This is a genomic window from Paenibacillus sp. IITD108 (assembly GCF_036541265.1).
GTDB lineage: Bacteria > Bacillota > Bacilli > Paenibacillales > Paenibacillaceae > Pristimantibacillus.
Map to the genome: position 1 here is coordinate 153,436 of NZ_JAZHCT010000006.1, position 26,163 is coordinate 179,598.

Consider the following 26,163-nt stretch of genomic DNA (forward strand, 5'->3'; position numbering starts at 1 on the left):
ACCTCATTCTTTAGGATCAAGCGCATCACGAACTCCATCACCTACAAATGTAAAGGCCAGCAATACTAAAACAAATGTAATCATCGGCCATATTAATAAATGAGGAAAGCTCCACATAAATTTTTGTCCGGACGTAATTAAATTCCCCCAGCTTGGAATTGGAGGAGCAAAACCCATGCCGATTGCAGACAGGGAAGATTCAATCATCATAGCAGACGGAATGCCAAAGGCTAATTGAACGATAATGGGAGCAACTGCATTAGGAGCAATGTATCTTCTAATAATTTGCCAATTTGTAGCTCCAAGAGCGCGTGCAGCTTCGACGAAATCCTTTTCTCTGATTGCTACAACAGCTCCTCTAGATATCCAGGCCATTCCAACCCAAGAGGTGAGACCTATTGCTATAAGCATCGTAATTAAGCCGCGCCCCATAATAACAAGTAAAATAATATTAATAAGCAGCACTGGAAATGCAAAAAAAATGTCAACGATTCGCATTAATATATTGTCTAGACGACCGCCGACATATGCTGCGATTGATCCGATTAAGCCACCCACTACAAGCTCGATAGCAATCGCCCCAAAGGCAATCAGCACGGCGTTGTGCAAGCTGTAGATTAATCGGGAGAATACATCTCTGCCAAGCTCATCTGTTCCAAAAGGATGCCCCTTCACAGGCGTCTGATAAGTTATTTCATAATTATTAAAATCATAGGGATAAGGGGCAATCCAGGGACCTACTATACCAACTGCTACAAACAGAAAAACAAATATCAATCCGATAACCGCTAATCGATTTCTGCGGAATTTACGCCATGCGCGGCTGTAAAATCCTTTGCTTTGTTCTTGTTTCCGTTTAAGTCTTGCAGAATCAGGATTTGATTCCGCTAATACGGTAGATTGACTCAAGCTAACGTCCCCCTTTGGTCCGTTGATAACGAATTCGTGGATCTATAACGGTATAGGCAATATCCACCATGAAATTTGCTATCATGACGATAATGCCATATACAAAAGTAAAAGACATTAACATTGGTAGATCCCGATTTCCCGCTGCGCCGGCGAAATTTATTCCCATCCCCGGTATTAAAAACATAACTTCAACAACGACAGCCGAGGCTATTAATCCTGAGATCATTGGCCCCATTATGGTTACCAATGGTATTAATGAATTTCTTAGTGCATGTCCAAATACTACTTGTTTGAAATTCCCGCCCTTAGCCCAGGCTGAAGTAACATAATCCTGTCTCAGCTGCTCGATAAGACTCGAGCGAATGTATCTGGCAATGATGGCAACTGGTCCAGCAGATAACGCCACAACTGGAATGATATAGTTATACCAATTCCCCCAGCCTTGAGTCGGCAGCCATTTAAGCTGCAAACTTAAGAGTAGAATAAGCAGTACCCCTACTATAAAAGCCGGGATGCTCATGGCAAATACGGATAAGCCCATTGGTACAAAATCCCACGCTGAATTTTGCTTTACTGCAGCTAATATCCCAATTGGAATTCCGATTAGTAGTGCCAAGGCTACCGCAAATAAAGCTAACTTCAACGATATAGGCAGCTGCTCCATTATCAGTTCCTGCATGGGCTTATCTGGATACTGATAGGACGGACCGAAATCCCAAGTAAAGGCCCCTTTCAAAAACTTAAGAAACTGGATATACTGCGGCTCATTAAGACCCCATTTATCCTGAAAATCCTTAAGCATTTTTTCATTAAGCTCTTGGCTAGCTCCAGAGCCCGAAATTCTAAGCTGCACTTCCTTCAGCTCAAGGAAGTTTCCAGGCACGAATTGCATTAATGTAAACGTCAATAATGAGATAATAACTAACGCTATTACTATAAAAAATATTCTCTTTGCTACATAAATGAGCACTTGCGCCACCTCCTCAAGTAAAAATGGAAGCAATCGGAATCGCTATTCTGCCCCCCCCCCGATTGCTCCTTTTATTTGTTATTAATTTGTAGTTATTCCATTGAAATATAGAGGCTTGCCTAAGAATAATTTGTCTGCAATATATCCTTTAACATTTGATTTAACAAGGAAAAACGATTTCCAAGCATATAATGGAATATAGAGACCTGATTCAAGCCGAAGCTGATCCGCTTCTTTTGCAAGCTTTTGCTTTGTAGCAGAATCAGAAGTTAAAATCTGATCGACCAGTTCCTTGTATTTTCTGCCGTTATCAGTAGCGTTTGTAAGGAAAAACTCATCCAAGCGTTGCAAACGGGTCGCATTGTCCAACTCTTTATTATCTCGAATACTTACAAACTCTTTATACTTTTTGCCGGAGAACGATTTTTTGAAATAATCCATGCCTTGGGTGAGCAAAGGTATGGCTGAAGCATAGGCAGGGGTATAGGCATCATCATAAAAGCCTACATAGTTTTCCTCTAATGGATTATTAATTTTAGTCCACCAAGCTCCCCAATCCCCAATATTATCTACTTGTACTTTAATGCCAAGATTTGTTTCCCATTGTTCCTTCACACCTAGAATAAAAGGATCTACACTGGCTCCATGCGCTACTGATATTTGGATAGTTGGCAGCCCCTTTCCATCAGGAAATCCGGCATCTGCAAGAAGCTGCTGCGCTTTTTCTACATCATAGGTCAGCTGGTTCGGCCAATTAGGATCAATGAAGGAAGGGATTAATGAATTTATTGGCTCAACGGTTCCTCTCGACACCGTTTTGGCCAACAACTCCTTATCAATAGCCATATTGAGCGCCAATCCGATACGCGGATCTTCAAGCACACTGTTTGGCGAGTTATTCAAGTAGGTTAATACTTTAAAGCCTGCGGAAGTATTTGATACCAATTCCTTGCTTAGCGTCGGATCTTTTTCAATTGCGGCAAGCTCGGCGGCTGTTACTTGCATAATTTGAACTTCATTATTCATATAAGCGGGTAAATTAGTTTGCGCTGCATTATCTGCCATTTTCAAAGTAATTTCATCCAACGTCACATTATCGTAATAATGTTCATTAGGTATCCATACTGTTTTTTCATTAATCGTAAATTCCTTCGGTTTATAAGGACCGTTGACTACAATATTTTCTACTTTAAATGCATGATCGGGGTCTTCCATTACATTGCTATGCAAAGCTAATCCCCAGTTCATTGCCGCACGTTCAGGAAAATCCATTATCGGATTAACCAAATGAACGATAAGGGTGTGGTCGTCCTTTGCTTCTACACCAAGCTCCGTCGGTTTTGTTTTGCCAGCCATAATATCCTTTTGATTCACAATTTCCGACTCACCTGTTGTATACCATGGAGTGTTATTTTTCTGGGACCAAACTGCAGGATCTATTGTATGCTGCCAAGAGCGTACAATATCGAATGCGGTGAACTTATCACCATTTGACCATTTTGCATCCTCGTTAATAAGGAATGTCCAAGTTTTCCCTTCATCATCAGTTGACCATTCCTTCGCCATCCCCGGTATAGCTTTGTAATTTTCATTCAGCCTCGTTAGCCCTTCTGAGTACAGCTGTCTTGCATAAATAACAGCCCAGCCCCCATAACGCCAATCCAATGATTCAGGTGCTGTGTAAAACATCGTGAGCTTGCCTCCGCCGCCTATTTTCTTCTCCTTTCCTTCCTTGGGAACAGGATTGGCTGTTGAATCGTTGTTTTTCTCCACCTCCTTCTTGCCCGTATCTTCAGACATATCCACTGGCTTAGGTGAGTTTCCAGTACAACCCGTCATGGTCACAGCAACAATAAGTACAATTAAGAAAATGAGCACTGACTTAGTCTGCATCTCAACATTTCCCCTTAATAATGAGTTATAAATCAACTTGAAACTTTAATGAAACGCTTTCAATTTAACGTATTTTCGTTTCCACTACAGAACCAGTTCTTTGCCGCAAGCCACTACAGTAATTCCATCAGCATTTCCATACAACACCTCTATATGAAAATCATCTCCTCCCTTCTCGGTTTTCCATTGCTGGTAAACCCCCCATGCTCTCCCCATACTCCAGAAGGTTCTGAAATTGTTTTGACTCATAATCGGCTTAAAATAAATCTTCTTATTTACAAGATCTGCCACAAAACCGCTCATCGCTAGAATAAGCCCCCAGCTAGCCATGGACCGAACATAATGGTGACCGCATTCAACCTCGTTCCAAGGATTTCTTTTTATTCCATCATGTCTCTCTCGCACTGCTTGAACGAGTTCCAAGCCTTCATCTAAATAACCTTCTAATATAAGATGAGTCGCTACTTGGTACTCTACCCCGCTCCAAACCTCATCGGAATAAATAAATGGAGTACGCGGTCTCTTTCCTCTGGGCCAGCTGCATAGGACAAGGCCCGATTCATCACTCAAAGCATATGTCCTTTGACAATTCAAATGTTGCTCAAATCCTCGTCTAAAGTTATAGCGATAAATGGAGTGAACAGCTTTCTGCACACAATTAGGCGGCAATAAATAACCTAACCCATACAAATGCGCCAATTGCTGACCAAGCAACTGATCGGATAAGCAGCCAGCACCGTATTGATATTTAAATTCATCATCCCTGCTGTCCTGTTCATAATATTCTCCATTCCATAGCCTTTCGTGTAGTTTGCTGGTGCTCTCCTGCAGTGCGTTAGTGTACTTGCTCGCCAACACTAGATCGCCTAAATAAGTTGCTATCTCGGCAGACGTCTTCAAAGCGCCGAGCAATAATGTTCCAGTCAATGCGTTTGCTCCATAAAAATCAATATCATAGGTGACATGCTGCTTGCCTTCCATGACAAAATCATTGTCCTCATCCCAATAAATGAAAGCAAAATCAAGCGTTTTTTTCATAGATGGCCATAGTTCTTGCAAAAAATTATCGTCACCTGACAATTTCCATTCCCGATATACACGCATAATGGAGCCTAACTGTCCATCCGTTGAAGGCGGTGTTTGATCATAGCCCCACATTTGCCATTTGGCATCAAACATTTTGTAAGCTCGAAAATTCATCCACCCATTGTCTTCCACTTCCTCAAGAAACTCTATTCTCCGCATGGACTGCTCCAACTCAGGAAACAGATAGGCAACAGTCTGAGCATAATTCCAAACATGTGTGCAGTTTCCCTCGCAGCATCCTCCGCTATTAAAGGTTCCTTCATACCCAAGGAATCTGCCATCGCTTAGCCGAAAACAGGTTGTACTTCGGAGAACCGTAATATTGCTCATTGCAGCGTCTATAATTTCAGGAGGCAACGAGCTGTCGTACATCGCTTTTGAAAAAAGCAATGACTGACCCTTCAAGCGACTTTGTTCCTCTGCAATATATTTTGCTACCTCCCAAGCATCAGAAAAGTCGTTGCTGTAAAAATTTCGCGTAATTTGCTCTCCTTCGCGCTTGATTCTAATTTCATCATTCCATCCGTTAATCCGATTTGGGAAATACCAGCTTAAAATAAATTCAAACTTTACACTTTCTCCCGGCTGAAGCTTATGGCATACACCGAGAGAGCCCGTATCCGTTTGATAAGCAGCTGTCGGGTCTATATATTCTAAATCTTCAAGCTTGCCGTCTTCATGAAAGTCCTCCCAAAACTGCTGAAGTTGTTCATAAGAAGAGCCTCGAAGCCAGGCGCGCTTGTAAGTGACGGATTTCCATGTTGTGACAAGCGCCATATTTCCAAAATATAAGCTGCTTCGCTCATGATTTTCCGAACGCATGAACAATCCTTGAACGAAGCACTCCTCACGAAAATCATTAATATTGCGTGCCATATTAGGGGAATTCATCTGACCGAATTGACCGAATTTTACATCTCCAATCGGATTCATAATTGAACCGGCCAGTGTGATTTCTACGCTTTCATTAACCTTATTGGTAACCGTATACGTCAAGACGGTACCAGGCAGGGAAGAATCCTTGCAGTTTAATGGAATAAAGGGCGTATAGGCTTCCATGGACACGCTAACAGGAAGCTCATCATCTTCAAATGATATTCGAACAAAGGGATATTCAACTTCCATCGTCGATTCTTTCATTCTTGGCAGACCTGCGCCAGTGTAGGGATGATATCCGTGAGAATTGGAATAAGGCGGTCTGATCCTTCGTTCTAAAATTTTGCTTATTGGCTTTCCGCCATCAGGTAATGCTCTAATTGAAAAAAACGTATTAGGCAAAGACAATCCCTTCTCAGGCTTGTTAAATATTTCCCAGTCCCTAAATTCTCCTCGACTTCCTATCGAAACATTGCCGGTTCCAATACCTCCGAGAAGGAAGGCCGCTTCAGAGGCAACAGCACCGTTATACCTAATAGTCACATATACACGCCCCTTAAATTAATTATTAATTAACTTCAAGATCATCATTTACAGGAAGCTTTGGAAAGGCTTGATGCGGTTCTGCCTGGTACCAGAATGCAGTAGATGCGATATCATCCTTAAGCGGCAAGTATCTTCCATCATTGCGCCAACCAAGCGCTTGAATCGTGATGCGCAGATCCCTTTGAAATCGAATTGGATCCATAATATGCCACCTATACATACCGAAGCGCTGTTGACTTCTGTATAATCCGTCAGGCTTTATGACTTGATGGAAGCCTAGAAAAGCTGTCGAGTAAGTGCCATACTCCCCTTGTGGGTGTTCGAAATTCCAAGCGCCGCCAAAATAATCCTCTGTCCCTGTTCCGCAAATAGTAGGGAAATCAGAATCTCCATCCATATAAACTTTGATTTCCCCTTCTCCCCACCAGCCTGTGTTATTGGACTGCCAAGCCAAATAAGTACCGACAAAGTGACCTTGACCTGTGACGCCATCTAATATAGTATGAACATCTTTATAGGCAAGTGGATTACTTCTCCTCCACAGTGCATGGAAATAAGCCGCATCATTAGGAACTTCGGTTAAGGCATAATCAATCTGATAAAACAAAACCTCACTTTTATTGTTTATATTTTCCACCGTTATTCGTGCATGCTTCCGAAATGGCATCTCCCAATAACAGTTAAAGCCACCTGCAGGATTAACCGCTACCATTAACGAATTCACATTGCTTCGCTCACACCACCCGTTGCAAAAAAAATCTCCAATAGGCACTTCCACTGAAGGCTCTTCCTCTCCATCCCAATACATTCGAATAATTAAGCTTCTCCAGGCGCTTGGATGGCAAGTCATCCATATATGCTGTATGCAACCGCTTTCTCCTATTTCAGCAATTGTAAACAAGCTGTTCCCATCTATGTAGATTGAAGGTGAGACCTTCCACCCAATTCCAAGATCACGAGCATAAGCTTCTCCGGTGCCTGAGACGGCCATACCTCCTTTTCCCTTTGCGCCGTTCATGTTTTCCCCACTTATAGATCTTGTTAGAGCATTGGATAATTTGCTAAGACCTCCGATTCCCATACTCAAGCTACTCCACTCCATTTCACACATCTCCCAAATTTAGAAATATATACAAAAAAAGTTTTGTATATTAGAATAGTAGCACAGGTAATTGCTAATTTATTTATCCCGTAAGCTCACTTATTTAACCGAAATAATCATTTTACGGAGGGCTAAATGTGAATCTGAATACAATTTCACCTTATGTGAGAGTAGCGCTTGACAGTAAAATTCAACCCCCATGGAAAATTAGAGAACGAGTATTGTTTGATTACGAGATACTTTATGTTAAATCCGGGAAAATTATTGTTACGGTTGAGGATGAGGTATATTATGGACAGCCAGAAGACTTGTTTTTTTTCAAGCCAAAACAGCGTCATTCTATAACTTTCATTGGAGATGAGGTCGTTCATCAACCTCATATTCATTTTGATTTTTTCTATGAAGATAACAGTCCGGATGTACAGCTTAGCTTTCAACCGCTTAACAAAATTTCTGCAAATCAGCTTTCATGGTTTCGCCCTGATGTAACGGCTGGTCTAAACATTCCCAATTACATAAAACTAACCGACCCTGTAAAGATCGAAAATAAACTTCTAAATCTAATTCATACCTTTGAGCAAAAAATGCCTTACTATGAAATAAATGCAAAAGGGCTTCTAATCAATCTCTGGGTCACTCTCTTGCAACAGCTTAACCATTATCAAAATGAATATATTGTCTCACATTGGGAGGCGTTGCAGAGTGTGAAAGAATATTTAAGCATTAACCTTCATGAAACAGCTAATCTTGATCATTTGTCCAAAATGGCCAAATTAAGCAAATCTCACTTTCTAAGATTGTTTAAGCTTGCCTTTCACATGTCGCCCCTACAATATCAGCAAGCTATGCGAATGGAAAAGGCCAAAGAAATGATTCTATATTCCAATAAAAGTATCTCTGAAATTGCAGAAACTTTTGGCTACTCAAGCATTCACTCCTTTAGTCGTACCTTCAAGATTAATCAAGGAGTTTCACCAGCCTATTATCGAAGAAGAATCTATAATTAATGATAAAGATAGATGATACAATTATCTGTATTGAATTTTTTGCAATCATATTGAATTTCTTTAAATCCGTAATAGAGTCCTCATGATCAAGCCAGATTTCCATATATCGCCTCATCCGAATTTCAATTTCCAACTCTTCATCGCCGCCTCTACAAGACCCATTTTCATACATTAAAACTCCCAAAAACGTGATAACACCAATGTTTTCTCCCACTTTCACATGGTTTGTATATTTAATGTTAGGTTATGCTATACCCCACATTTTTTATATGCTAAAATCGTCTAGTGGTCATCCACGGTAGACATCGAATCTTAGAATTACTACAGGAGGTTGAACGTATTGCATCTATTGCCTAGAGAAATGGATAAACTCATGATTGTAGTAGCTGCAGATCTTGCAAAGCGCCGAAAAGACAGGGGTCTTAAGCTTAATCACCCTGAAGCGGTCGCTATTATTACCTACGAGCTGTTGGAAGGGGCGAGAGATGGTAAAACAGTTGCTGAACTGATGGAATATGGAGCTTCTATTCTTACAAGAGAAGATGTAATGGAAGGCATTCCCGAAATGATTGCTGATATTCAGGTGGAAGCTACTTTTCCAGACGGCACCAAGCTAGTTACCGTCCACAGCCCAATCAGATAATCAGGAGGAATGTGCCATGATACCAGGAGAGTATATTCTCAAGGAAGATAAAATTATTTGTAACGAAGGCAAGCAGATAAATGTTATTTCAGTAACAAACACTGGGGATCGTCCTGTACAGGTTGGTTCGCATTTTCATTTTTATGAGGTTAATGAAGCTCTGCAATTTGATAGAGATCAAGCTTACGGAAAAAGATTGAATATTCCCGCTGGTGCCGCTGTACGCTTCGAGCCTGGAGACGCAAAGGATATCCAGCTTATTCCATTTGCTGGCGAACGCCGAATATACGGCTTCAATAATAAAGTAGACGGCAGCTTAGAAGGAGAGGAATAATCATGAGCTTTAAGATGTCGAGAAGACAATATGCAGAAATGTTCGGCCCGACAACAGGCGATTCGATTCGTCTGGCAGATACGGACTTGTTCATTCAAATAGAGAAAGATTATACATCTTACGGCGAAGAAGTTGTTTTTGGCGGCGGCAAGGTTATCCGTGACGGAATGGGGCAGCATCCTCTTGCTACTCGAGGAGATGGCGTAGCTGATGTTGTCATTACAAATATCGTTATTTTTGACTACACTGGGATTTACAAAGCAGATTTAGCGATTACAGATGGGAAAATATCAGGAATAGGAAAAAGCGGCAATCCGCTTGTTATGGATAATGTTGATATTATTATCGGTGCCTCTACTGAGATTATTGCAGGTGAAGGCTTGATCGTAACAGCGGGAGCTATCGATACGCATGTCCACTTTATTAATCCTGAGCAGGTGCAGGTGGCGCTGACGTCTGGCACTACTACGTTAATTGGCGGCGGTACTGGACCGGCAGCAGGCTCAAGAGCTACAACTATAACGCCGGGCGAATGGAATATCCACCGCATGCTGGCAGCTGCTGAAGGACTTCCGATCAATGTCGGCTTTACCGGCAAAGGACATGCAGCAGCGACCGAGCCATTGGCGGAACAGGTTCGAGCAGGCGTTATCGGCCTCAAGGTTCATGAAGATTGGGGAGCTACTGCTTCTTCACTGGATTATGCCTTACAAGTTGCTGACGAATATGATATCCAAGTTGCACTCCATGCGGACACCTTGAACGAAGGCGGCTTTATGGAAAACACAATGGCTGCTGTAAAAGATCGCGTTCTTCATATGTACCATACAGAAGGCGCTGGCGGTGGACATGCTCCCGATTTAATTAAATCAGCTGGCTACTCTAATATTTTGCCATCTTCCACTAACCCGACGCTGCCATATACAGTGAATACAATCGATGAGCATCTCGATATGGTTATGGTTTGCCACCATTTGAATCCATCTGTTCCAGAAGATATTGCTTTTGCAGATTCTAGAATTAGAAGAGAAACGATTGCCGCTGAAGACATTCTTCACGATATGGGCGTATTCAGTATGGTCAGCTCTGATGCACAGGCAATGGGTCGTGTAGGAGAAGTAGTTCTGCGTACTTGGCAAACAGCGGATAAAATGAAACAGCAGCGCGGCACGATGAGCGGTGACAGCACTTACGCCGATAATAACCGTGCTAAACGTTACGTCGCCAAATATACAATTAATCCTGCAATTACACACGGTATTTCTCAGCATGTTGGTTCGATTGAAGTTGGCAAAATGGCTGACCTCGTGCTGTGGTCTCCTAAGTTTTTTGGCGTTAAGCCTGAAATGGTGCTCAAAAATGGATTTGCCGTCGTAAGCCTGATGGGCGATGCCAACGCATCCATTCCAACTCCACAGCCATATATTTATAGACCTATGTACGCACAAACCGGTGCAGCACTTGCAAAAAGCTCTGTTACCTTTATTTCTCAAGCGGCATTTGACAATGGCATTCATGAACAGCTAGGACTGAAAAAGATTATTCTCCCGGTTGGCGGTATCCGCACCCTGTCCAAAAAAGATATGAAGCTTAACTTCGAAACGCCTCATATTACAGTTGATCCGCAAACCTATGAAGTTCGAGTAAACGGGGAATTACTGACATGTGAGCCTGTAGATCGTGTGCCAATGGGTCAACGCTATTTCTTATTTTAAGAGGTAGTTCAAAAAGTCCAATTTTGATAACGAAGTAGCTCAGGAGCGTCTCGACATCGAATCTTGCATTCAACCGAAATCTCCAGTGCTCACGTACCTTTAAGTACGCTCCGCGCCTCCGATTTCTAGTTTCATACAATATTCTCGGTTCTGAAAACCGGACTTTTTGAACACTCATTTTAAGGAGAATCTTAATGATAATCGAGAAAGTAGTAGCTAATATAAAAGATTTAAGCCCGGAAGAATTGAATAAGCGCCATAAGGAAAAGGTTTATATGGAGAGCGCTCATTTGGTCAAAAGAATTAACCGTGTAACGACCGATCATGGCAAGGAAATCGGCATTCGTCTAACCGATCAACGTGACCTGCTGGCAGGCGACATTCTATATATGGATGATAAAAATATGATCATTATCGATGTATTGTCCGATGATCTTCTAGTCATTAGCCCGCGCAGCATAATGGAAATGGGCAATATCGCCCATCAATTAGGCAACCGTCATTTGCCTGCTCAATTCGAAGATAATGATATGCTCGTACAATATGATTATTTGGTTGAGGAGCTTCTGCAACAACTGGAAATTCCTTATAAGCGCGAGGAACGCAAAGTGAAGCAAGCATTCCGCCATATTGGACATAGTCATGGATAATAAGCTTCTCTCCTTGTTACAGCTATGCGATTCCAATTTTCCGACAGGCGCATTCAGCCATTCCTTTGGATTGGAAAGCTATATTCAAGAAGACAAGGTGCATGATGCATCGTCGTTCTCACAATGGCTGCGCGTATATTTGCATGAGCAATTAACCTACTCAGATGGACTTGCCTGCCGCCAAGTGTATGAAGCACTCCAAAGTGAGGATATTTCTCGCATCTGGGAAATGGATCGACGGATTACCGTTCAAAACTTGCCTAGAGAAACTAGGCAAGGTACTCAAATGATCGGCAATCGCATGTTAAAGCTGACAGAAGAATTGTATGGCATGCCCATCCTCTCTCAGTACAGAGCAAATATTACAAAAAAACAATCATTCGGCCACCCTGCCATCGTATTCGCGATGGTCGCTCACGGACTTGGAGTGTCTCAATCAACCTCCATCCTCTATTATTTATATTCGGCTATTTCCAGCCAGGTTCAAAACGCAGTACGCGCCATACCGCTAGGACAAACAGCAGGACAGAAAATAATTCAACAGTTCCAATCCGAGCTTGAACAAGCAGTTGAGACGATTATACAGCTGACGGAGGACGATTTCGGAATCGTTTCTCCGGGTATTGAGCTGTCGCAAATGAAGCATGAGCGTGTCCATATTCGGATATTCATGTCTTAACATTGCAATGGAATTAGAAAAGGACGTGTTATATATGCAACCCGTAAAAATTGGAGTCGGAGGACCTGTTGGAGCAGGTAAAACGATGCTTGTAGAGAAACTGACTCGCCATATGACAGATGTCAGCATGGCAGTTGTTACTAATGATATTTATACTAAAGAGGATGCTAAATTCTTGATGCAAAACGGCGTTCTTCCAGAAGACCGCATCATCGGAGTGGAAACGGGCGGCTGTCCGCATACCGCCATTCGCGAAGATGCATCCATGAACTTTGCTGCAATCGATGATTTAATAGAGCGCCATCCTGATGTTGAGCTGATTTTTATCGAATCAGGCGGAGACAACTTGGCCGCAACGTTCAGCCCCGAGCTGGCTGATTTCTCTATCTACATTATTGACGTAGCGCAAGGCGAGAAAATCCCTCGCAAAGGCGGACAAGGCATGATCAAGTCCGACCTGTTCATTATTAATAAAACGGATCTTGCTCCTTATGTCGGCGCAAGTCTTGAAGTAATGGCAAAGGATACAAAAGTGTTTCGCGGAGAGAAGCCTTTTGTATTTTCGAATTTAAAAGAAAATGAAGGCCTCGACGAAATCATAGACTGGATTAACAAGCATGTATTGTTAAAAGGATTGGAATAATATGTCGCAATGGACAGGCCTATTAAACCTTGATTTGGAGCAGCGCCATGGAAAAACCGTCGCCAAAAATGTATATTTTCAAGGCGCCTTTAAAGTAATGAGGCCGGTTTACCATGACGACAGCGGGCAGGTATGCTACTACCTGCTCAATCCGGGCGGCGGTTACTTGGACGGAGACAGATACCGAATGCACATCTCAGCAGATGAAGACGCGAAAGTAACGCTAACGACTCAATCTGCCACTAAAGTGTACAAGTCGCCCAAGGATTACGCCTATCAAGAAACCGAAATTCATCTTAAGCAAGGCAGTTATTTGGAGTTTGTTCCAGATCCATTAATTGCCTACGAAAATGCTCACTACAAACAAAAAAATATCGTGCATATGGAAAAAGGCTCTACTTTCCTCTATACCGATATTGTAACGCCAGGCTGGTCGCCTAGCGGAGATAGATTTACCTACAAGACGATTCAGCTCTTAACCGAAATTTATTATGATGGGCTTCTTGGTGTACTGGATCATATAAAACTTACGCCCAGCAAACAAAATATAACTGAAATCGGCTACTTAGAGGGCTATTCCCATCTAGGCTCGATGATCGTCGTTAGTGAATTTATGACCGATACACTGCTCGATGACCTGTATGAAACCATTCAAGCTGAAAATAATTCAACTTTTAATTTTGGCCTTTCAAAGCTTGAGGTGCCTGGGTTTAGCCTCAGATTACTAGCAAATTCTACCCAGCAAATTGAACACATTTTTTCTATTTGCCACCGCATCGTAACAGAATCATGGTATAATCGAACACCAAGACCTTTAAGAAAGTACTAGCAGCATAATAAGATGATCTAGGAGGAACAATTTCCTAGAGACTTTACGAGGAGGGCTAGCTATGCTCGAAGATAAGAATGCACGACCCGAACTGGAAGGTTTTGATGTTGAGACACTGTTTGAGGATCGCGTTCATCAGAGGCACGCATTCACTTTTAAAGTCCAGGGAGATGAGTTCAAGGGACATTATTATCAGGACCAAATTCAGTGGCTCCACCCTCATCCCAGTCAAATGATCGGCGAAGAGCAGGTAGAATTCATTGAAGAAGCTATTCACTCCTTAATGTGTCAAAGTGGCATAGCTAGCGGGATCAAAGACTTTCAACTTGAGGATGCCTTTGAAAATCGCAGGCACGCTCGGCAAAAATTTTCGTTGCAAATTAACGGCGAGGATTATAAAGGCTATGTTCACGAAGGCGATATCCAATGGTTTCACCCGCAGCCTCAGCAGAGGCTCGATGAGGAGCAGGTTCAAGCGATTGAAAGCGAAATTCATGAGAAAATCGCCAAGCAATCTAAATAGGCACAACATACTTAGGTCTAAACAAAGTGGCTGTCCAGAAAGTCAGTATTAATTGACTTTGGCAGCCACTTTTTTTCTCCTATCCTTTCGAGCCGTTCTATCTGCTTGGGTCCAGAAATATTTTCCCATTGATAACTTTGCCTGAGACTAAATCCTGAAAGGCCGTATTGGCCTCAGTCAAGCTTCTCACTTCTGTCCAGCCCTCTTCCGTAATAACGCCTTGCTCCAGCAATTGCACTGCATCGTAAAAATCCTGTCTGGTATAGCAGAAGGAGCCTAGAATCTCGATTTCGCTGCGGATCAGACGATTGATAAACAGCTTCGTCTCGTCGATGCCAAGTCCAATGTTCATAATGGTTCCCCCGGGACTCAGCAGCTCCATACCCGATTCCCGCGTTGGCTGAAATCCCGCCGCATCGATAACGACATCTACTCCCTTACTTCCGAATAAGGCGGCTGCATGCTCCTTTAAATTCCCCTTTGTCGGATTAAAAATATGCTCGAATTGAATATTGCGGGCCATGTGCAAACGATCATCATTAGTATCGACTATAAGCACCTTTGATGCCCCTAACAAACGCGTAACTTTGGCGCTCAGTAAACCGATGCCTCCCGCACCGAATACAACGATATTAGGGAAGGTATGACGCTCAATTGCTCTGCGCACCGCACGCAAAGAGCAGGCCAGAGGCTCAGCCAAACTTGCCCGGTAAGGATTCATGGACTCAGATACTGGAACAAGCGTGCTTTGTGGAACGGCTACATACTGTGCAAATCCGCCTGGCCGATGAATGCCTACAATTTGCCGTTTGGCACAAAGCTGAGTTAAGCCTTTTAAGCAGCTTAAGCATTCGTCGCAAAATAATAAAGGATTAACAACGACCTTTTGTCCCACATCAAATTGGTTTGCGCCATCACCATTTTGTTCAACTCGTCCACAAATCTCATGCCCCATAATTAACGGGGGTACTCTTAAGCTGTTATGTCCAAGATATCCTTCGATTTCCGAACCGCATATGCCTACGCCAAGTATACGAACCAGAACCTCATTAACTTTCGGCATCGGTACTTCATGCTGCTCTACATTCATCCTCTCAGGAGCATTCCACACTATAACCTTCATTCTGAAGTCCTCCCAAATCTTTGTTCTTAAAATTACATTTCTTTTATGTTTGCATCTGAGTAATGTTTACTTCACTCTTCAGCTGATCGAGCACATACTGGCAGTTCACTACCTTCTCCTGCAAATCCTGGGCCGTATAATAATAATGATTGGACGCCTCGAAGCCAATGCGCGAATCTTGCTTAACAAGGGTATACAACGCCATCGCATTTTCTAATTCTTTTTGGACAATATCGGCGAGGGTGCTGCCAAGCTTATTTTTCTGTTCCCCATCTTTTGCGACAAGATAACGATTCCTATTTTTCACGAATAAAATTTGCATATAAGTGCTGTAGAAATGCAGGTAAGCAGCGCTAGCAATCCGGTGCAGATCATCGTAATCCGCTTCGGTGCTTGATGAAATATGTTTTCGCGCCTTCTCAAGCAGCTTCAGTCCTTTTTTCCAGCCGCTTGCCAGCTTTTTAAACTGGTTGGCAAATACCGTTTCCGAATATTTTGCGCGCCACCTCTCAAGATCATCGTAAGGAATCCCTACCATCGTAGCTTTATAATGAGTAGGCTCCATATAAAGCAAATTTGCCGGTCCCATATTTTGAGGTGCGAGATAAAGCACCGCGATATCAAACGGAAATTGCTGAAACGCTTCGCTGAAAGCAAGCGATGCCTGCGTGATCGTTTTTCCCGCAGCAGCTCCAAATTGATCCTCGAGCAATTCATGGATGCCTCTCGGCTTGCCTCCGTCCGTTGACCAATAATGCTCCGCAGCTAGCCTTAATGTCAGGGAAGGATAGCCGCCCAGCGTCCAGCTCAGCATTAGTCCGCTTACCCCCGATGCATTCAACCGTTGCAGATGCTCCTCAATCAATTGAAATACGGGCAAGTAAGGAACCGCTGACAGCTCCCATGAATTATTGAATTGCACCTTTGCCGCGGTTTTTAATCCGTTATCCTTTGCCATTTGCCAAATGCGGGCTGTTTTTTCGCTCGGACCAACTACGGAAATAGAATAATCGATTACTTTGCCTTGAATATCGGCAATATTCGTTTCTTTCTCATCTTCGCTTACGGAAAGAATCGTAACATTGCTTGGAAGCTGCTTAATCGCCGTCAAAATCTCATTATCGTCCCAGCCCAATGATTCGGTCCAGGCCCATGTGTAGCAAAGCACCCGGGCAGCAGGAGCTTCCTTGGCAACGGCATCCGCCACCAAATGGATGACTTCTGAAATAACGGCGCTCGGACTGCGCTTGCTGCAGCGCGGACAATTCGTCTTGCCGCCAGGAGCTCTTGAGTAGCAGTTCGTCAAGTTCTCAGACATTGTGATGGCGAATATACCGCCAAGTCCGGGCACCTCTCTGAACAAGGCGGACACGGATTCGCTCAGAATAGCTTGAACCTCCGGCACGGATGTGCAAAGCGCGGCATAGCCTTGCTCCTCCTGCCCTTTCCAATCTGGCTTATCCTTAAAATAGGAAAGCGGCATGGAACGCGGTTCATTGAAGTACAAATAAACACGAATGCCGTATTTCGACGCTTTTTTGACCAGCCTTCTTAATCCTTCTATCCTTTGTTCCCAATTGACCGACAGCTCAGGTGCCGCGCGCCAAGGAACGAGCTGATATAGAACGCTTTGCATCCAAATGCCATTAACGCCTACTTCCGATAATCGCTCCAGCTGCTCCTCCGGATAAGGATCCAGCTCCGTCTCGAGCAGCGGATCACCATACACCGCACTATAGGAATAAATATAGCGGAGGTCGAACTTCGTGGTCTGCTCATATTTCCCTTTCTCCAGATATGGCAGCTCTGACTTTTTCATCGTTTGCTCGATCCACTGCAGCCCGCGCAAAATCCCTTCCTCATCGGATGACTGGATAACAATTTCATCGTCCGAAACGAATATCGTATGACTTTCTTTCACTCCACTAGCGGCAGGATCCACCTTGAATCGAAGAATCGGCCTCTCTTTGTGCGATGATGCTGCAACAGACCACTCTACTCCCCAATGTTGTGCATGCTTATCGGCAAATCGCTGAGCGTAGGCGTACAAATTGCCTTCTCCCATGCTTACGTCCTTGCCGTCGTTCGTGTCATCACCTTCACCCTTATACTTGTTTTGGAAAATCTGAATCGTCCATGGCACATCCAGCCTGGCTTCGCTAGCTAGCGGCAGCCTTCTTGCTGAAAGCCTCGGCAGATCGTGCTGCTTGAATCGTTCCAAAAAATCGAACGGCTTCTCCTGAAAAGTAGTATCAAGCTCTTTCTGAATGGGATCGAAAGCTTCCGACACGCGCTGTTTCCACTCGAGAGTCAGCTTCTCCTCCTTTGCGCTTAAAGGCTTATAGCGTACAGGCTTTACGAACGGCTTTAAATTGCCCAGCTTTACCCACAGAAAATCATCCTCTTTAAGCGTGAATTCCAGCTTTTCCTCCGTCCAATCAAGCAGTGTTAAGAGCTGCTCGTAAGTAAGCAAATGCCAATTAGCCCTTATGATCGTAATGTAGCCTCTGGCAAGCCATTGCAAGTCCGCCTCCAGAGGCACCTCCAGTCCCATAAGGACTGCAACCTCTTCGATTTGTTTAACCGTAGCTTCCAATACAGCGGCAATGCGTTCCGTAGGCACCAGGCCGTAATTTCTCCAGATGATGGCTTGCATACGAGTTGGAAAATGAGGCAGCGCGATCGGAATCATTTGCGGATTTGCTTCAAATTCTTGTATCATGGCTTCAGCCTGCTCCTCTCACAAAAAAATATCTTGACCGCACTCAGTGGATTTTACAATAGCATCAGCAATCTCAATAACGTGAACAGCGTCTGCGAATGAAACGTATTCAAAACCCGTTCCGTTTAATATGCAATTCGAGATATAGTCCAGCTGATCGCGCAATGCCCCATAAATATGCCCGTTCCGCTGATGATGAATAAAAAACTCCTTCGACACACTTCCCTCTTGATTCCATAGATGCAGTCCGGCATTGCTTGTTTCAAAATGGGCCTTGCCATCACTGCCGCTGACCTCCACGCTATCGAAAATTTCAACTCCCGCCTTGTCCGGGGTTAGCCAGTTGCTGTGCAGTACAGCGAACATCCCATTCTCAAAGGTTAGGTTCGCCCATAATGATTCTGGAGCGGCGCTGTCAGAAAGATGCTGCGCATAGGCACGAACGGATTTGACCCTGCTGCCTGCATACCATACTGCCAGATCAAGATCATGCACGGTCAATTCATATACGGTATGTGTTCTAGAGTAAGTAGAAAACAAGGACTGCTGCCTGGACCGTTTAAAAAATAAACTTGCAATTTGTCCAAGCCGTCCATTATAAATAGCGCTTTTCAATTCAGCATAACGGGGGTCAAATCGCAGCAAATGTCCGGGAATAACCTGCTTGCCGCATTGCTGCGCCATGCGATACATCTCTTGCGCCTCTGCTACATCCGTCGTTATCGGTTTTTCAACCAGCACATGCTTGCCTGATTGAAGCGCTAGCAGCGTCGGCCTTAAATGCCCTTTCTCGAAGGTTGCAACATTAACAAGCTCTATGTCCGTTTGCTCGATTAACTGTTCATAATTGGTGTAACGCCGCTCAATTCCATATTTGTTGCCTATTTCATCCAAACGATCTGCACGATTATCGCAAATCGCGGCTATTTCAACCTGGGGCAATGAACGAAAAGCTTCTAGATGGCACTCTCCCCAGCTTCCTAATCCGATGACCGCTGCTTTCATTTTTCTCATAGTCAATCCTCCTGTTTAAACCGGTCTATTCATTAAATTCATTTCGGCTGCTAGATTTAAAGATTAGGCGGGATATCCAGCCGGCCGAATTGAGCCTGCGCTTTTTGAATATGCTTGCTGGCAGAGCTTAAGAGAAAAGGGCCGTGGCCAGGAAACATCGCATCAATCGATAGTGAAGCCAACTTGTTAATAGCGGATGCATATAGTTGAATATTGCAATCCCAGCTGTTTTGTATAAATATTTTGCCTCCTGCAAACATAGTGTCTCCGACAAAAATAATTTTTTGGCCGCTTATTTCCAACAAAAAGCTGATATGCCCGTTAGCATGGCCAGGTGTTTCCACGATGCTCACATTCAGCTGTCCTACCTGCAGCGTATCTCCTTCTCGAACGGCTTCGTCTATCGGGCATGGAGCATACACATAATCTTGCGGATAAACTCCGCTGGCTATTGCCGCTCCTATGCTCGTTTTCTCAGGATCAGCGGCAGCGATCCAAGGTGCTGCTTCCGCAGAAGCCACGACCTTCAGCCCGTAGGTTTCACGAAAATAATTCGCGCCGGCCGCATGGTCGCCATGCGCGTGAGTAAGCAAAAGCTGCGTAACCTGCGCCATCGCAATTCCCGAAGCCTCGATCCGTTCTACGATCCGGTGGGGCTCGATCCCCGCTCCAGCATCGATCATGGCAAATGACTTACCGTCTCCAACTAAATAAACATTGCAGTCCAACGCATGCGTCATTTCAAAGCCGTGCTGCCCGCTGCCTACAAGCCAAATGTTGTTATGAATTTTCACAAGCATTCTCCCCCGCTATCTATTTACTCTCTTAGCCAACTGCGTTAAGACGGGATATAGGCTATGCACTCAATCTCAACGCGCATGCCTGGCGGAAACTTCACAATTTCTACCGTGCTTCTAGCAGGAGGCTCGCTATTAAAAAAAGTGCCATACTCTTCGTTATAAACATTAAAATCACCTAGCTCATCTATAAAAGATGTAACCTTTACGACATGATCAAGAGTAGTGCCCGCTTCCTTCAAAATCTCACTAATATATTGCAAGACCAAGCCTGTTTGCTTAGCCATGTCACCAGGATAAAGCACCTCACCTGTCACCAAGTCAAAGGGGCAAGTTCCTGATACATAGACCATATCTCCAAGCTTGACCGCTTGCGAATATTTGCCGCCCGGCTTTGGGGCCGAAGCCGTATCAATAATTTCTTTTTTCAACCAAAAGCACTCCTTTTCATCGGTATCTGTAACTCCATCTGTGACGGACATAAATGTCCGTTAGAGCCGTTTTTTCGAGTTTTTTAAATTTTTACGGACATCTATGACCATTAGAGCCCATTTTGCATGTTATATCGATAAATATTAGCTTCTTATGGTCACAAACGTCCGTTACAGAAGATTCAGCCGCTTAAAACATTCCTTACGGACATAAATGTCCGTTAGCAAGCTTGCCATCATTACATACTACTGCTGCAAATGGCCAAATCGTCCAGCTAACGATTTGTAAAATTGTGCGGCAAGCTCCACCTGCTCCACGGAAACCCATTCTTCCTTGGCATGAGCCTGCCTGATAGAGCCTGGGCCGAAAACGATAGTCGGAACGCCGGCCAGCTGCTGCAGCTTGCTTGCATCCGTTCCATACGGCACGCCGATTGTTTCATCGTCCAAGCCTATTGAACGCATAGCCTCCCGAGCCTTCCAAACAATGGACGATTGCTCAGAAGTATTCAAGGCCCAGTCGGACAAAAGCTCGATTACTTCAACCTTTTCCGCTTTATCTCCTAAATACTCCAATAAGTTTGTCGTGAATTTCTCCCGCACCCCATCAGGTGTCTCGCCTGGAATAATTCTGCGATCCACTTGAATGACGCAGCTTTCGGGTACGATATTAATTTGGGTACCCCCATTAATAGTTCCTACAACTACTGTCGCCTGACCGCACTTGGGATGGCTTATTCGCTCAAGCTGAGGCTCGGCTTCTTCCCTAATAAACCGCAAAACATCCATCATCGTATAGATGGCATTGTCGCCTTCTTCCGGAACTGCACTATGCGCCGCCTTTCCCTTCGTCCAAACGGCCATTCTGGAACAGCCTTTAGTTGCCGTTACGATCGACAGCTCCGTAGGCTCGCCAACTACTGCGCCTGCAATCGGCGCCTGCCATTCCAGGAACTTTAAAACTCCCCGATAGTTAGCCTCCTCATCGACAGCTGCGCAAAGCACGAGATCAGCTTGCAGCTGCTCCCTGTTGCGCGACCAATATTCCATGGCATACACCATGCCGGCGAGCGAGCTTTTCGTGTCGCATGCCCCTCTGCCGTAAAGCCGTCCGTCACGATAAATCGGATTGAGCGGATCTTCCATACTGCCAAGCGAGACCGTGTCCATATGGGCTTCGAACAGCAGCGTCGATTCCGGCTTGCCGATGCGCAGCTCGGCAATGATATTGTCTCTTCCAGCGAGCACAGGCTGCCTGGTTACTGACAGCCCTGCTTTCTTGAGCCTTTGCTCCAAGTAGGCAGCAACACCTTCTTCCCCTTGGGCCCCTTCGCCAAAATGAGGGTTAACGCTTTGTATACGAATGAGATCCTCCAAAATCTGCAATGCAGGATGACGCGCATCTCCGTTGCTCAATTTCTCCCCTCCTCTGTCTGTCAATTTAAATATTCAGCTGTTTCAGTTGTGAGACAAGGCGATCCACGTCCTCTTTATCATTAAACAAATGAATAGAAGCGCGGAATCTTCCATCACCGCCCCATATATATATTGATTTTTCCTTCAATGCCTCGGCAATTTCTTCTCCGGCTGCACATTCAAAGCAAATATTGCCCGCTCTGCGTTCGGCAGCTTCCGGAGTCATTAAAGGGTATGGCAGCTCAGCCATCTGCTCTATTAAATATTGCCCAAGCTCCAGCACATGCCTCTCAATCCGTTCGATTCCTGTTTCCAGCAAAAGCTTGGCAGAGCTGGATAAAGCATATATCGTCGCGTAGCTTGGATATCCCTGCTCAAATCTACTCGCATCGTTCCAGAATGTAAAGGACTGGCTCTCCGCTACACCGAACATATTCGTTACGCTTCTCCAGCCTACAGCCTTTGGAGTCAGACCCGTTACCCGCTTCGGGTTAATCCCCAAAATACCCAAACCATGAATGGACATCAACCACTTATAGGAGCTGCAAACCAGCAGGTCCGTATGGTTAATATCTACCTTCACTACGCCTAGCGCTTGCGTTACATCTAGAAATAACAACGCATTCGTTTGCTTCAGCTGCTCATATAAACGGATATAATCCAATCTTGCGCCTGTCAGGTAGCTTACATGACTGGTCATTACAACTCTCGTTTTTTCATCTACCTGCGCCAAAATATCCTCTACAGAAATTTCCCAATTCGCATGGTCTATAACGCGTATTTCAATTCCTTTTTGCTTGAGGGCAATCCACGGTAAAATGCCTGAAGGAAATTCAATCGTATTAATGACGACGTTATCACCCGGCCTTAGCTCCAGGGAATTAGAGATTAATGAAATAATTTCTGAAGAATTGGACAACAAAGCAATATTGTCAGCAGAACCATTAACAAGCTGCGCTACCCGTTGTTTACAGTTCGCTTCCTCCTGAGCATTAAGCAGCCTGCCATCCGGACCTAATTCACGATTTGCCAGGTAGGCATCAACTGCCCCTTTAGCCTCTATTAAAGGAGGACTTTCAGCGCCTGTGAAAAACCACGTTTTATTTTGTAAGCCTGCAAGTAACCGTTTATCAATAACAGCGTCCATAGTTTTACCTCTCCTGTATTTAGTTATGGATTTGATTTCCTTAACCGAATGAAAGATTCACAATCTAGTACTCCAGTATAATCATGGCAAATGTCTCGAGCATTGGAAGCTGGAAGGAAACCGTACCTTCGCGGATCAAATAAGGAATTGGCGTTTTTTGCGGCACCTGATAAACAGCTTTAGGCACATCTTGCATATGAATATGAAAGTTTATATCCCTGACCGGAATATTAGGCAATTGATCTTGAAAATTCAGCACGCGCAAAGAATAGCATCGGGCAGCCTCGTGGTGGAACCATACCGCTTCCACGCATTTGGGTGAATCGCTCCCTGTTTGCAGCTTGTTCCCCGCCAAAGCACGAATAATATGAATAAAAAGATCACGATGATCGTCAGAGGTCATATTTTCCAATGGTCCTGCGCTGTAGATGCTCGTTCCGCTTCCGAACCTATGCATCACTATTGCGGGCGTAGTTCCTGAATCATCGTCTTCACTTGCTGCATAGCGAGGCGGATTGCTGATAGCAGATGCGAACAACGCTTTATTTCCTGGATCCACAATAGGAAGAACCTGTGACGCTATCCATTCCAACGTCTGCTCCCCATCGGCTTCAACAATCGCTTGATCGCTTGACAGCATAACAGGATGAGCCGTCGAATGATGCTTGAACCAGCTGTCAAATTGCTTTGCAGGCGCTGCATAAGTGACTGATTCCTTCGTCATGCCTTTATAGGAAACGCCAAATACATCAGCGAGCCCAAAGTCTGCGCGAACGCCGCCGAGCTTGTCATACAATGTGCTTCTTTTACTGGCGTACAGCCCGCCGCCTGCTTTTACATAAGCGCGAAAAGCTTCGATTTCTTCTTTGTCGACTGCAAGCAGATCCGGTAAAATAATGACGGCATATTGAGATAATTGCTTAATATTTTTTTTAGAAATGACCCCGTAGCATATATTGGCGTTCATAAGCGACTTGGCTGCATTCATCGCAGCTTGAGCAATAGGACTGCTGTAGGTTTCAACCATAGCCGATTGGCCGTTTTGGGCAAAATCAATTTGCGACTCAAAATTCATGTAGATAACGACATCCTGCAGCATGCGGGCGTCGGCATCGAGATAAAGCCCGTATTGTTCAAGCTCGCCGTAAATTTCGCCCATCCGCTCGTAAACTTGCTCATTCAAGGTGCCGATCGGATCGATGGCGTCTATGAAAAGAAACGCACCGCCATTAGTAATGGCCGAGAATGCCTGTGCGCGAAGCAGCTCCTGCGATTTGGTTGTCGTATGATCAGTCAAATCCGGACAGCGTGACGTCATGAATTCGAAAGGCGGATTTTCGGATAATGCATACAGAGCCTTGCATATAAACGATTGCTGCAGAGCATCTCCATAAAAATCTCCGCTTGCGTAATCCGTTTGTTTAAAAAACTCATTCGTAAAACCGTTAATCCAGCCTGTGGACCAGGAGGCGCACTGCAGGCCAACTGTCACTTCCGGCTTCAGCTCTCTCATTAAACTGCGAATTTCTCCAGCAAATTCAGCCAGCCAACGCTCTCTGGTTCGTTGGAATCGTACCCAATCAGGATCTGTCCAATCAATCGTACGCGGAATTTCCGCTCCCGTCTCAAGCTTATATCTCGCCTTGCAGCCTCCGCAATAGCATGGTGAATACGGCCAATGAATCATATCGATCCATAATCCGTCGAAGGTATAGCTTTCACTTAGCTCGGCAATCTGTGAAAGCATAAAAGAACGGTAAGAAGTATTGAAGCAGCAAACCCCGTATCGGCCTTCCGTCCATAAATATTCCGATGTATTCCGCCCACTCTCTGATACGAACCGCCAATCCGGATGCTCGTCATAGGCCCATTTGCTCCAAAAATTCGAATATACGATCACATTCATGCCTGCGTCCTTGCATTTCGCAATGACTTCGCCTATCAAGTCTTTCCCGTTCAGTCCATTGTGCATATGTCCGTCTGAAACAGGCCAATAGCTGATACCCAGACATGAGCTGGCCGGAATCATCACCGTATCTGCACGTGCTAATTTAAGAAGCGCTGCATAGCGATCAGCATCATACCTGCTCATAAATTGCTCATTCCAATCTGGAATGTGCATATCGACTAAATTTCTGCGGTAGCTGTTCTTATACCAGGGAGTTCCATTTCGATTCATAAATCGCAATCCTCCATCCACTCGCCGTTATTCCTTTACGCTTCCCAATGTAATTCCGGAAACAAAGTATTTTTGAAGAAACGGATACAAGCAAAGCACTGGCAGTGCGCCTAAAAATATTTGTGCCGATTTTATCGTGCGGTCCGATATTAAGCGCATGTTTTTCAGCTCTTGCTCGGTCATTTGCGAAAAATCCTGCTGGATGACGATCGTTTGAAGATAGCTTTGTAATGGGTAGCTGTCAGGTGAATTCATAAAGATCAGGCCATCAAACCAGGAATTCCAGTGCGCTACTATAGTAAGCAGGCTGATCGTAGCAATCGCGGGTAAGGACAGCGGCACAAAAACGCGAAACAGCGTCGATAAATGTCCAGCGCCATCGATAAATGCAGCTTCCTCCAGCTCACGGGGAAGCGTCCTGAAAAAATTAAGCATTAAAATAATATTAAATACCGGAACAGCCCCGGGTAAGATGAGCGCCCATATCGAGCCCATAATGCCCGTCTCGCGTACGACCATGAAAAGAGGAATCAAACCGCCGCTAAACAAAATAGTGACAAAGAAAAACCAGGCATAAAATGATCGCGGCTTAAACCTATCACTTTCCTTCGATAACGGATACGCCGTAATCAAAGTCAGAACCATATTGACAATTCCACCCAGCACTACGCGCTGCATCGTAATGCCCAAAGAATTAAAAAACCGGTCTGAGCTCATTACATATACATAAGAACGCAAATTGAATCCAACAGGCCAAAATTTAACCAGTCCGCCTGTTGCTGCAGCATTAGAGCTGAATGAAACCGCCAGTATGTGTATGATAGGAAGCACGCATATAATGCCTAGGCCGCCAAGAACTACAATGTTGACGATATAGAACGCTTGTCTAGATAATGTTGGTTTATAGCGCATGCCTGAGCCTCCCC

The 26,163-nt window shown here is 44.4% G+C and carries 23 protein-coding genes; 9 read left to right on the top strand and 14 right to left on the bottom strand.

Translation table 11 applies throughout. The annotated features are described in order from the left end of the window. Positions 1 to 3 precede the first annotated feature (3 nt). From V1L65_RS07355 to V1L65_RS07375, 5 genes are all read right to left on the bottom strand, one after another. Positions 4 to 909: an ABC transporter permease gene (locus V1L65_RS07355; protein ID WP_331698461.1), complete on the bottom strand. Its 906-nt coding sequence runs from the start codon at positions 907 to 909 to the stop codon at positions 4 to 6. A 1-nt stretch (position 910) separates the two neighbouring features. Next, entirely contained in the window at positions 911 to 1,882 is a 972-nt protein-coding gene (locus V1L65_RS07360; protein ID WP_331698462.1) for an ABC transporter permease, read from the bottom strand. A gap of 81 nt (positions 1,883 to 1,963) precedes the next feature. After that, complete coding sequence (locus tag V1L65_RS07365) at positions 1,964 to 3,775, bottom strand: peptide ABC transporter substrate-binding protein (RefSeq protein WP_331698463.1); 1,812 nt, start codon at positions 3,773 to 3,775, stop codon at positions 1,964 to 1,966. Between the two features lie 84 nt (positions 3,776 to 3,859). Next, positions 3,860 to 6,280 carry a GH116 family glycosyl-hydrolase gene (locus V1L65_RS07370; RefSeq protein ID WP_331698464.1) on the bottom strand — a complete coding sequence of 807 codons (2,421 nt, stop codon included), beginning with the start codon at positions 6,278 to 6,280 and terminating at the stop codon, positions 3,860 to 3,862. A gap of 25 nt (positions 6,281 to 6,305) precedes the next feature. Next, positions 6,306 to 7,301, bottom strand: a complete 996-nt coding sequence (locus V1L65_RS07375) for a glycoside hydrolase family 172 protein (RefSeq protein ID WP_331698465.1) — start codon at positions 7,299 to 7,301, stop codon at positions 6,306 to 6,308. 221 nt (positions 7,302 to 7,522) lie between these two features. Between V1L65_RS07375 and V1L65_RS07380 the strand changes: the two genes are divergently transcribed. The 9 genes from V1L65_RS07380 (at position 7,523) to V1L65_RS07420 (ending at position 14,408) form a co-directional block, all read left to right on the top strand. Continuing rightward, a complete protein-coding gene (locus tag V1L65_RS07380; RefSeq protein ID WP_331698466.1) occupies positions 7,523 to 8,392 on the top strand; it encodes a helix-turn-helix domain-containing protein in 870 nt (289 codons plus the stop codon). Between the two features lie 340 nt (positions 8,393 to 8,732). Then, a complete protein-coding gene (locus V1L65_RS07385; protein ID WP_331698545.1) occupies positions 8,733 to 9,035 on the top strand; it encodes an urease subunit gamma in 303 nt (100 codons plus the stop codon). Positions 9,036 to 9,051: 16 nt separating this feature from the next. Continuing rightward, complete coding sequence (locus tag V1L65_RS07390; RefSeq protein ID WP_331698467.1) at positions 9,052 to 9,369, top strand: urease subunit beta; 318 nt, start codon at positions 9,052 to 9,054, stop codon at positions 9,367 to 9,369. A 2-nt stretch (positions 9,370 to 9,371) separates the two neighbouring features. After that, positions 9,372 to 11,084, top strand: a complete 1,713-nt coding sequence (gene ureC, locus V1L65_RS07395; protein WP_331698468.1) for an urease subunit alpha — start codon at positions 9,372 to 9,374, stop codon at positions 11,082 to 11,084. A 194-nt stretch (positions 11,085 to 11,278) separates the two neighbouring features. Next, positions 11,279 to 11,734 carry an urease accessory protein UreE gene (ureE, locus tag V1L65_RS07400; RefSeq protein WP_331698469.1) on the top strand — a complete coding sequence of 152 codons (456 nt, stop codon included), beginning with the start codon at positions 11,279 to 11,281 and terminating at the stop codon, positions 11,732 to 11,734. Beyond that, complete coding sequence (locus V1L65_RS07405; RefSeq protein WP_331698470.1) at positions 11,727 to 12,413, top strand: urease accessory protein UreF; 687 nt, start codon at positions 11,727 to 11,729, stop codon at positions 12,411 to 12,413. Before ureE ends, V1L65_RS07405 begins: the two co-directional genes overlap by 8 nt. 34 nt (positions 12,414 to 12,447) lie before the next feature. Further along, positions 12,448 to 13,056, top strand: coding sequence for an urease accessory protein UreG (gene ureG, locus V1L65_RS07410; RefSeq protein ID WP_331698471.1), 609 nt, complete (start codon positions 12,448 to 12,450; stop codon positions 13,054 to 13,056). Between the two features lies 1 nt (position 13,057). Then, a complete protein-coding gene (locus V1L65_RS07415; protein WP_331698472.1) occupies positions 13,058 to 13,885 on the top strand; it encodes an urease accessory protein UreD in 828 nt (275 codons plus the stop codon). 61 nt (positions 13,886 to 13,946) lie between these two features. Next, positions 13,947 to 14,408, top strand: a complete 462-nt coding sequence (locus V1L65_RS07420) for a hypothetical protein (RefSeq protein ID WP_331698473.1) — start codon at positions 13,947 to 13,949, stop codon at positions 14,406 to 14,408. Positions 14,409 to 14,505: 97 nt separating this feature from the next. Here the strand turns inward: V1L65_RS07420 and V1L65_RS07425 are convergent, their stop codons facing one another. The 9 genes from V1L65_RS07425 to V1L65_RS07465 form a co-directional block, all read right to left on the bottom strand. Continuing rightward, entirely contained in the window at positions 14,506 to 15,531 is a 1,026-nt protein-coding gene (locus V1L65_RS07425) for a zinc-dependent alcohol dehydrogenase (protein WP_331698474.1), read from the bottom strand. 43 nt (positions 15,532 to 15,574) lie between these two features. Beyond that, positions 15,575 to 18,253: a hypothetical protein gene (locus tag V1L65_RS07430; RefSeq protein ID WP_331698475.1), complete on the bottom strand. Its 2,679-nt coding sequence runs from the start codon at positions 18,251 to 18,253 to the stop codon at positions 15,575 to 15,577. An 18-nt stretch (positions 18,254 to 18,271) separates the two neighbouring features. Further along, complete coding sequence (locus V1L65_RS07435; RefSeq protein ID WP_331698476.1) at positions 18,272 to 19,267, bottom strand: Gfo/Idh/MocA family protein; 996 nt, start codon at positions 19,265 to 19,267, stop codon at positions 18,272 to 18,274. A gap of 56 nt (positions 19,268 to 19,323) precedes the next feature. Further along, positions 19,324 to 20,061 carry an MBL fold metallo-hydrolase gene (locus V1L65_RS07440; protein WP_331698477.1) on the bottom strand — a complete coding sequence of 246 codons (738 nt, stop codon included), beginning with the start codon at positions 20,059 to 20,061 and terminating at the stop codon, positions 19,324 to 19,326. Between the two features lie 44 nt (positions 20,062 to 20,105). Next, entirely contained in the window at positions 20,106 to 20,495 is a 390-nt protein-coding gene (locus tag V1L65_RS07445; protein WP_331698478.1) for a RidA family protein, read from the bottom strand. A gap of 246 nt (positions 20,496 to 20,741) precedes the next feature. Next, on the bottom strand, positions 20,742 to 21,911 hold the full coding sequence (locus V1L65_RS07450; protein ID WP_331698479.1) for a M20 family metallopeptidase: 1,170 nt from the start codon (positions 21,909 to 21,911) through the stop codon (positions 20,742 to 20,744). A 25-nt stretch (positions 21,912 to 21,936) separates the two neighbouring features. Further along, positions 21,937 to 23,058, bottom strand: a complete 1,122-nt coding sequence (locus tag V1L65_RS07455; RefSeq protein ID WP_331698480.1) for an aminotransferase class V-fold PLP-dependent enzyme — start codon at positions 23,056 to 23,058, stop codon at positions 21,937 to 21,939. A gap of 64 nt (positions 23,059 to 23,122) precedes the next feature. Beyond that, positions 23,123 to 25,237: an alpha-amylase family protein gene (locus V1L65_RS07460; protein ID WP_331698481.1), complete on the bottom strand. Its 2,115-nt coding sequence runs from the start codon at positions 25,235 to 25,237 to the stop codon at positions 23,123 to 23,125. 27 nt (positions 25,238 to 25,264) lie between these two features. After that, positions 25,265 to 26,149, bottom strand: coding sequence for a carbohydrate ABC transporter permease (locus tag V1L65_RS07465; protein WP_331698482.1), 885 nt, complete (start codon positions 26,147 to 26,149; stop codon positions 25,265 to 25,267). Between the last annotated feature and the right edge of the window lie 14 nt (positions 26,150 to 26,163).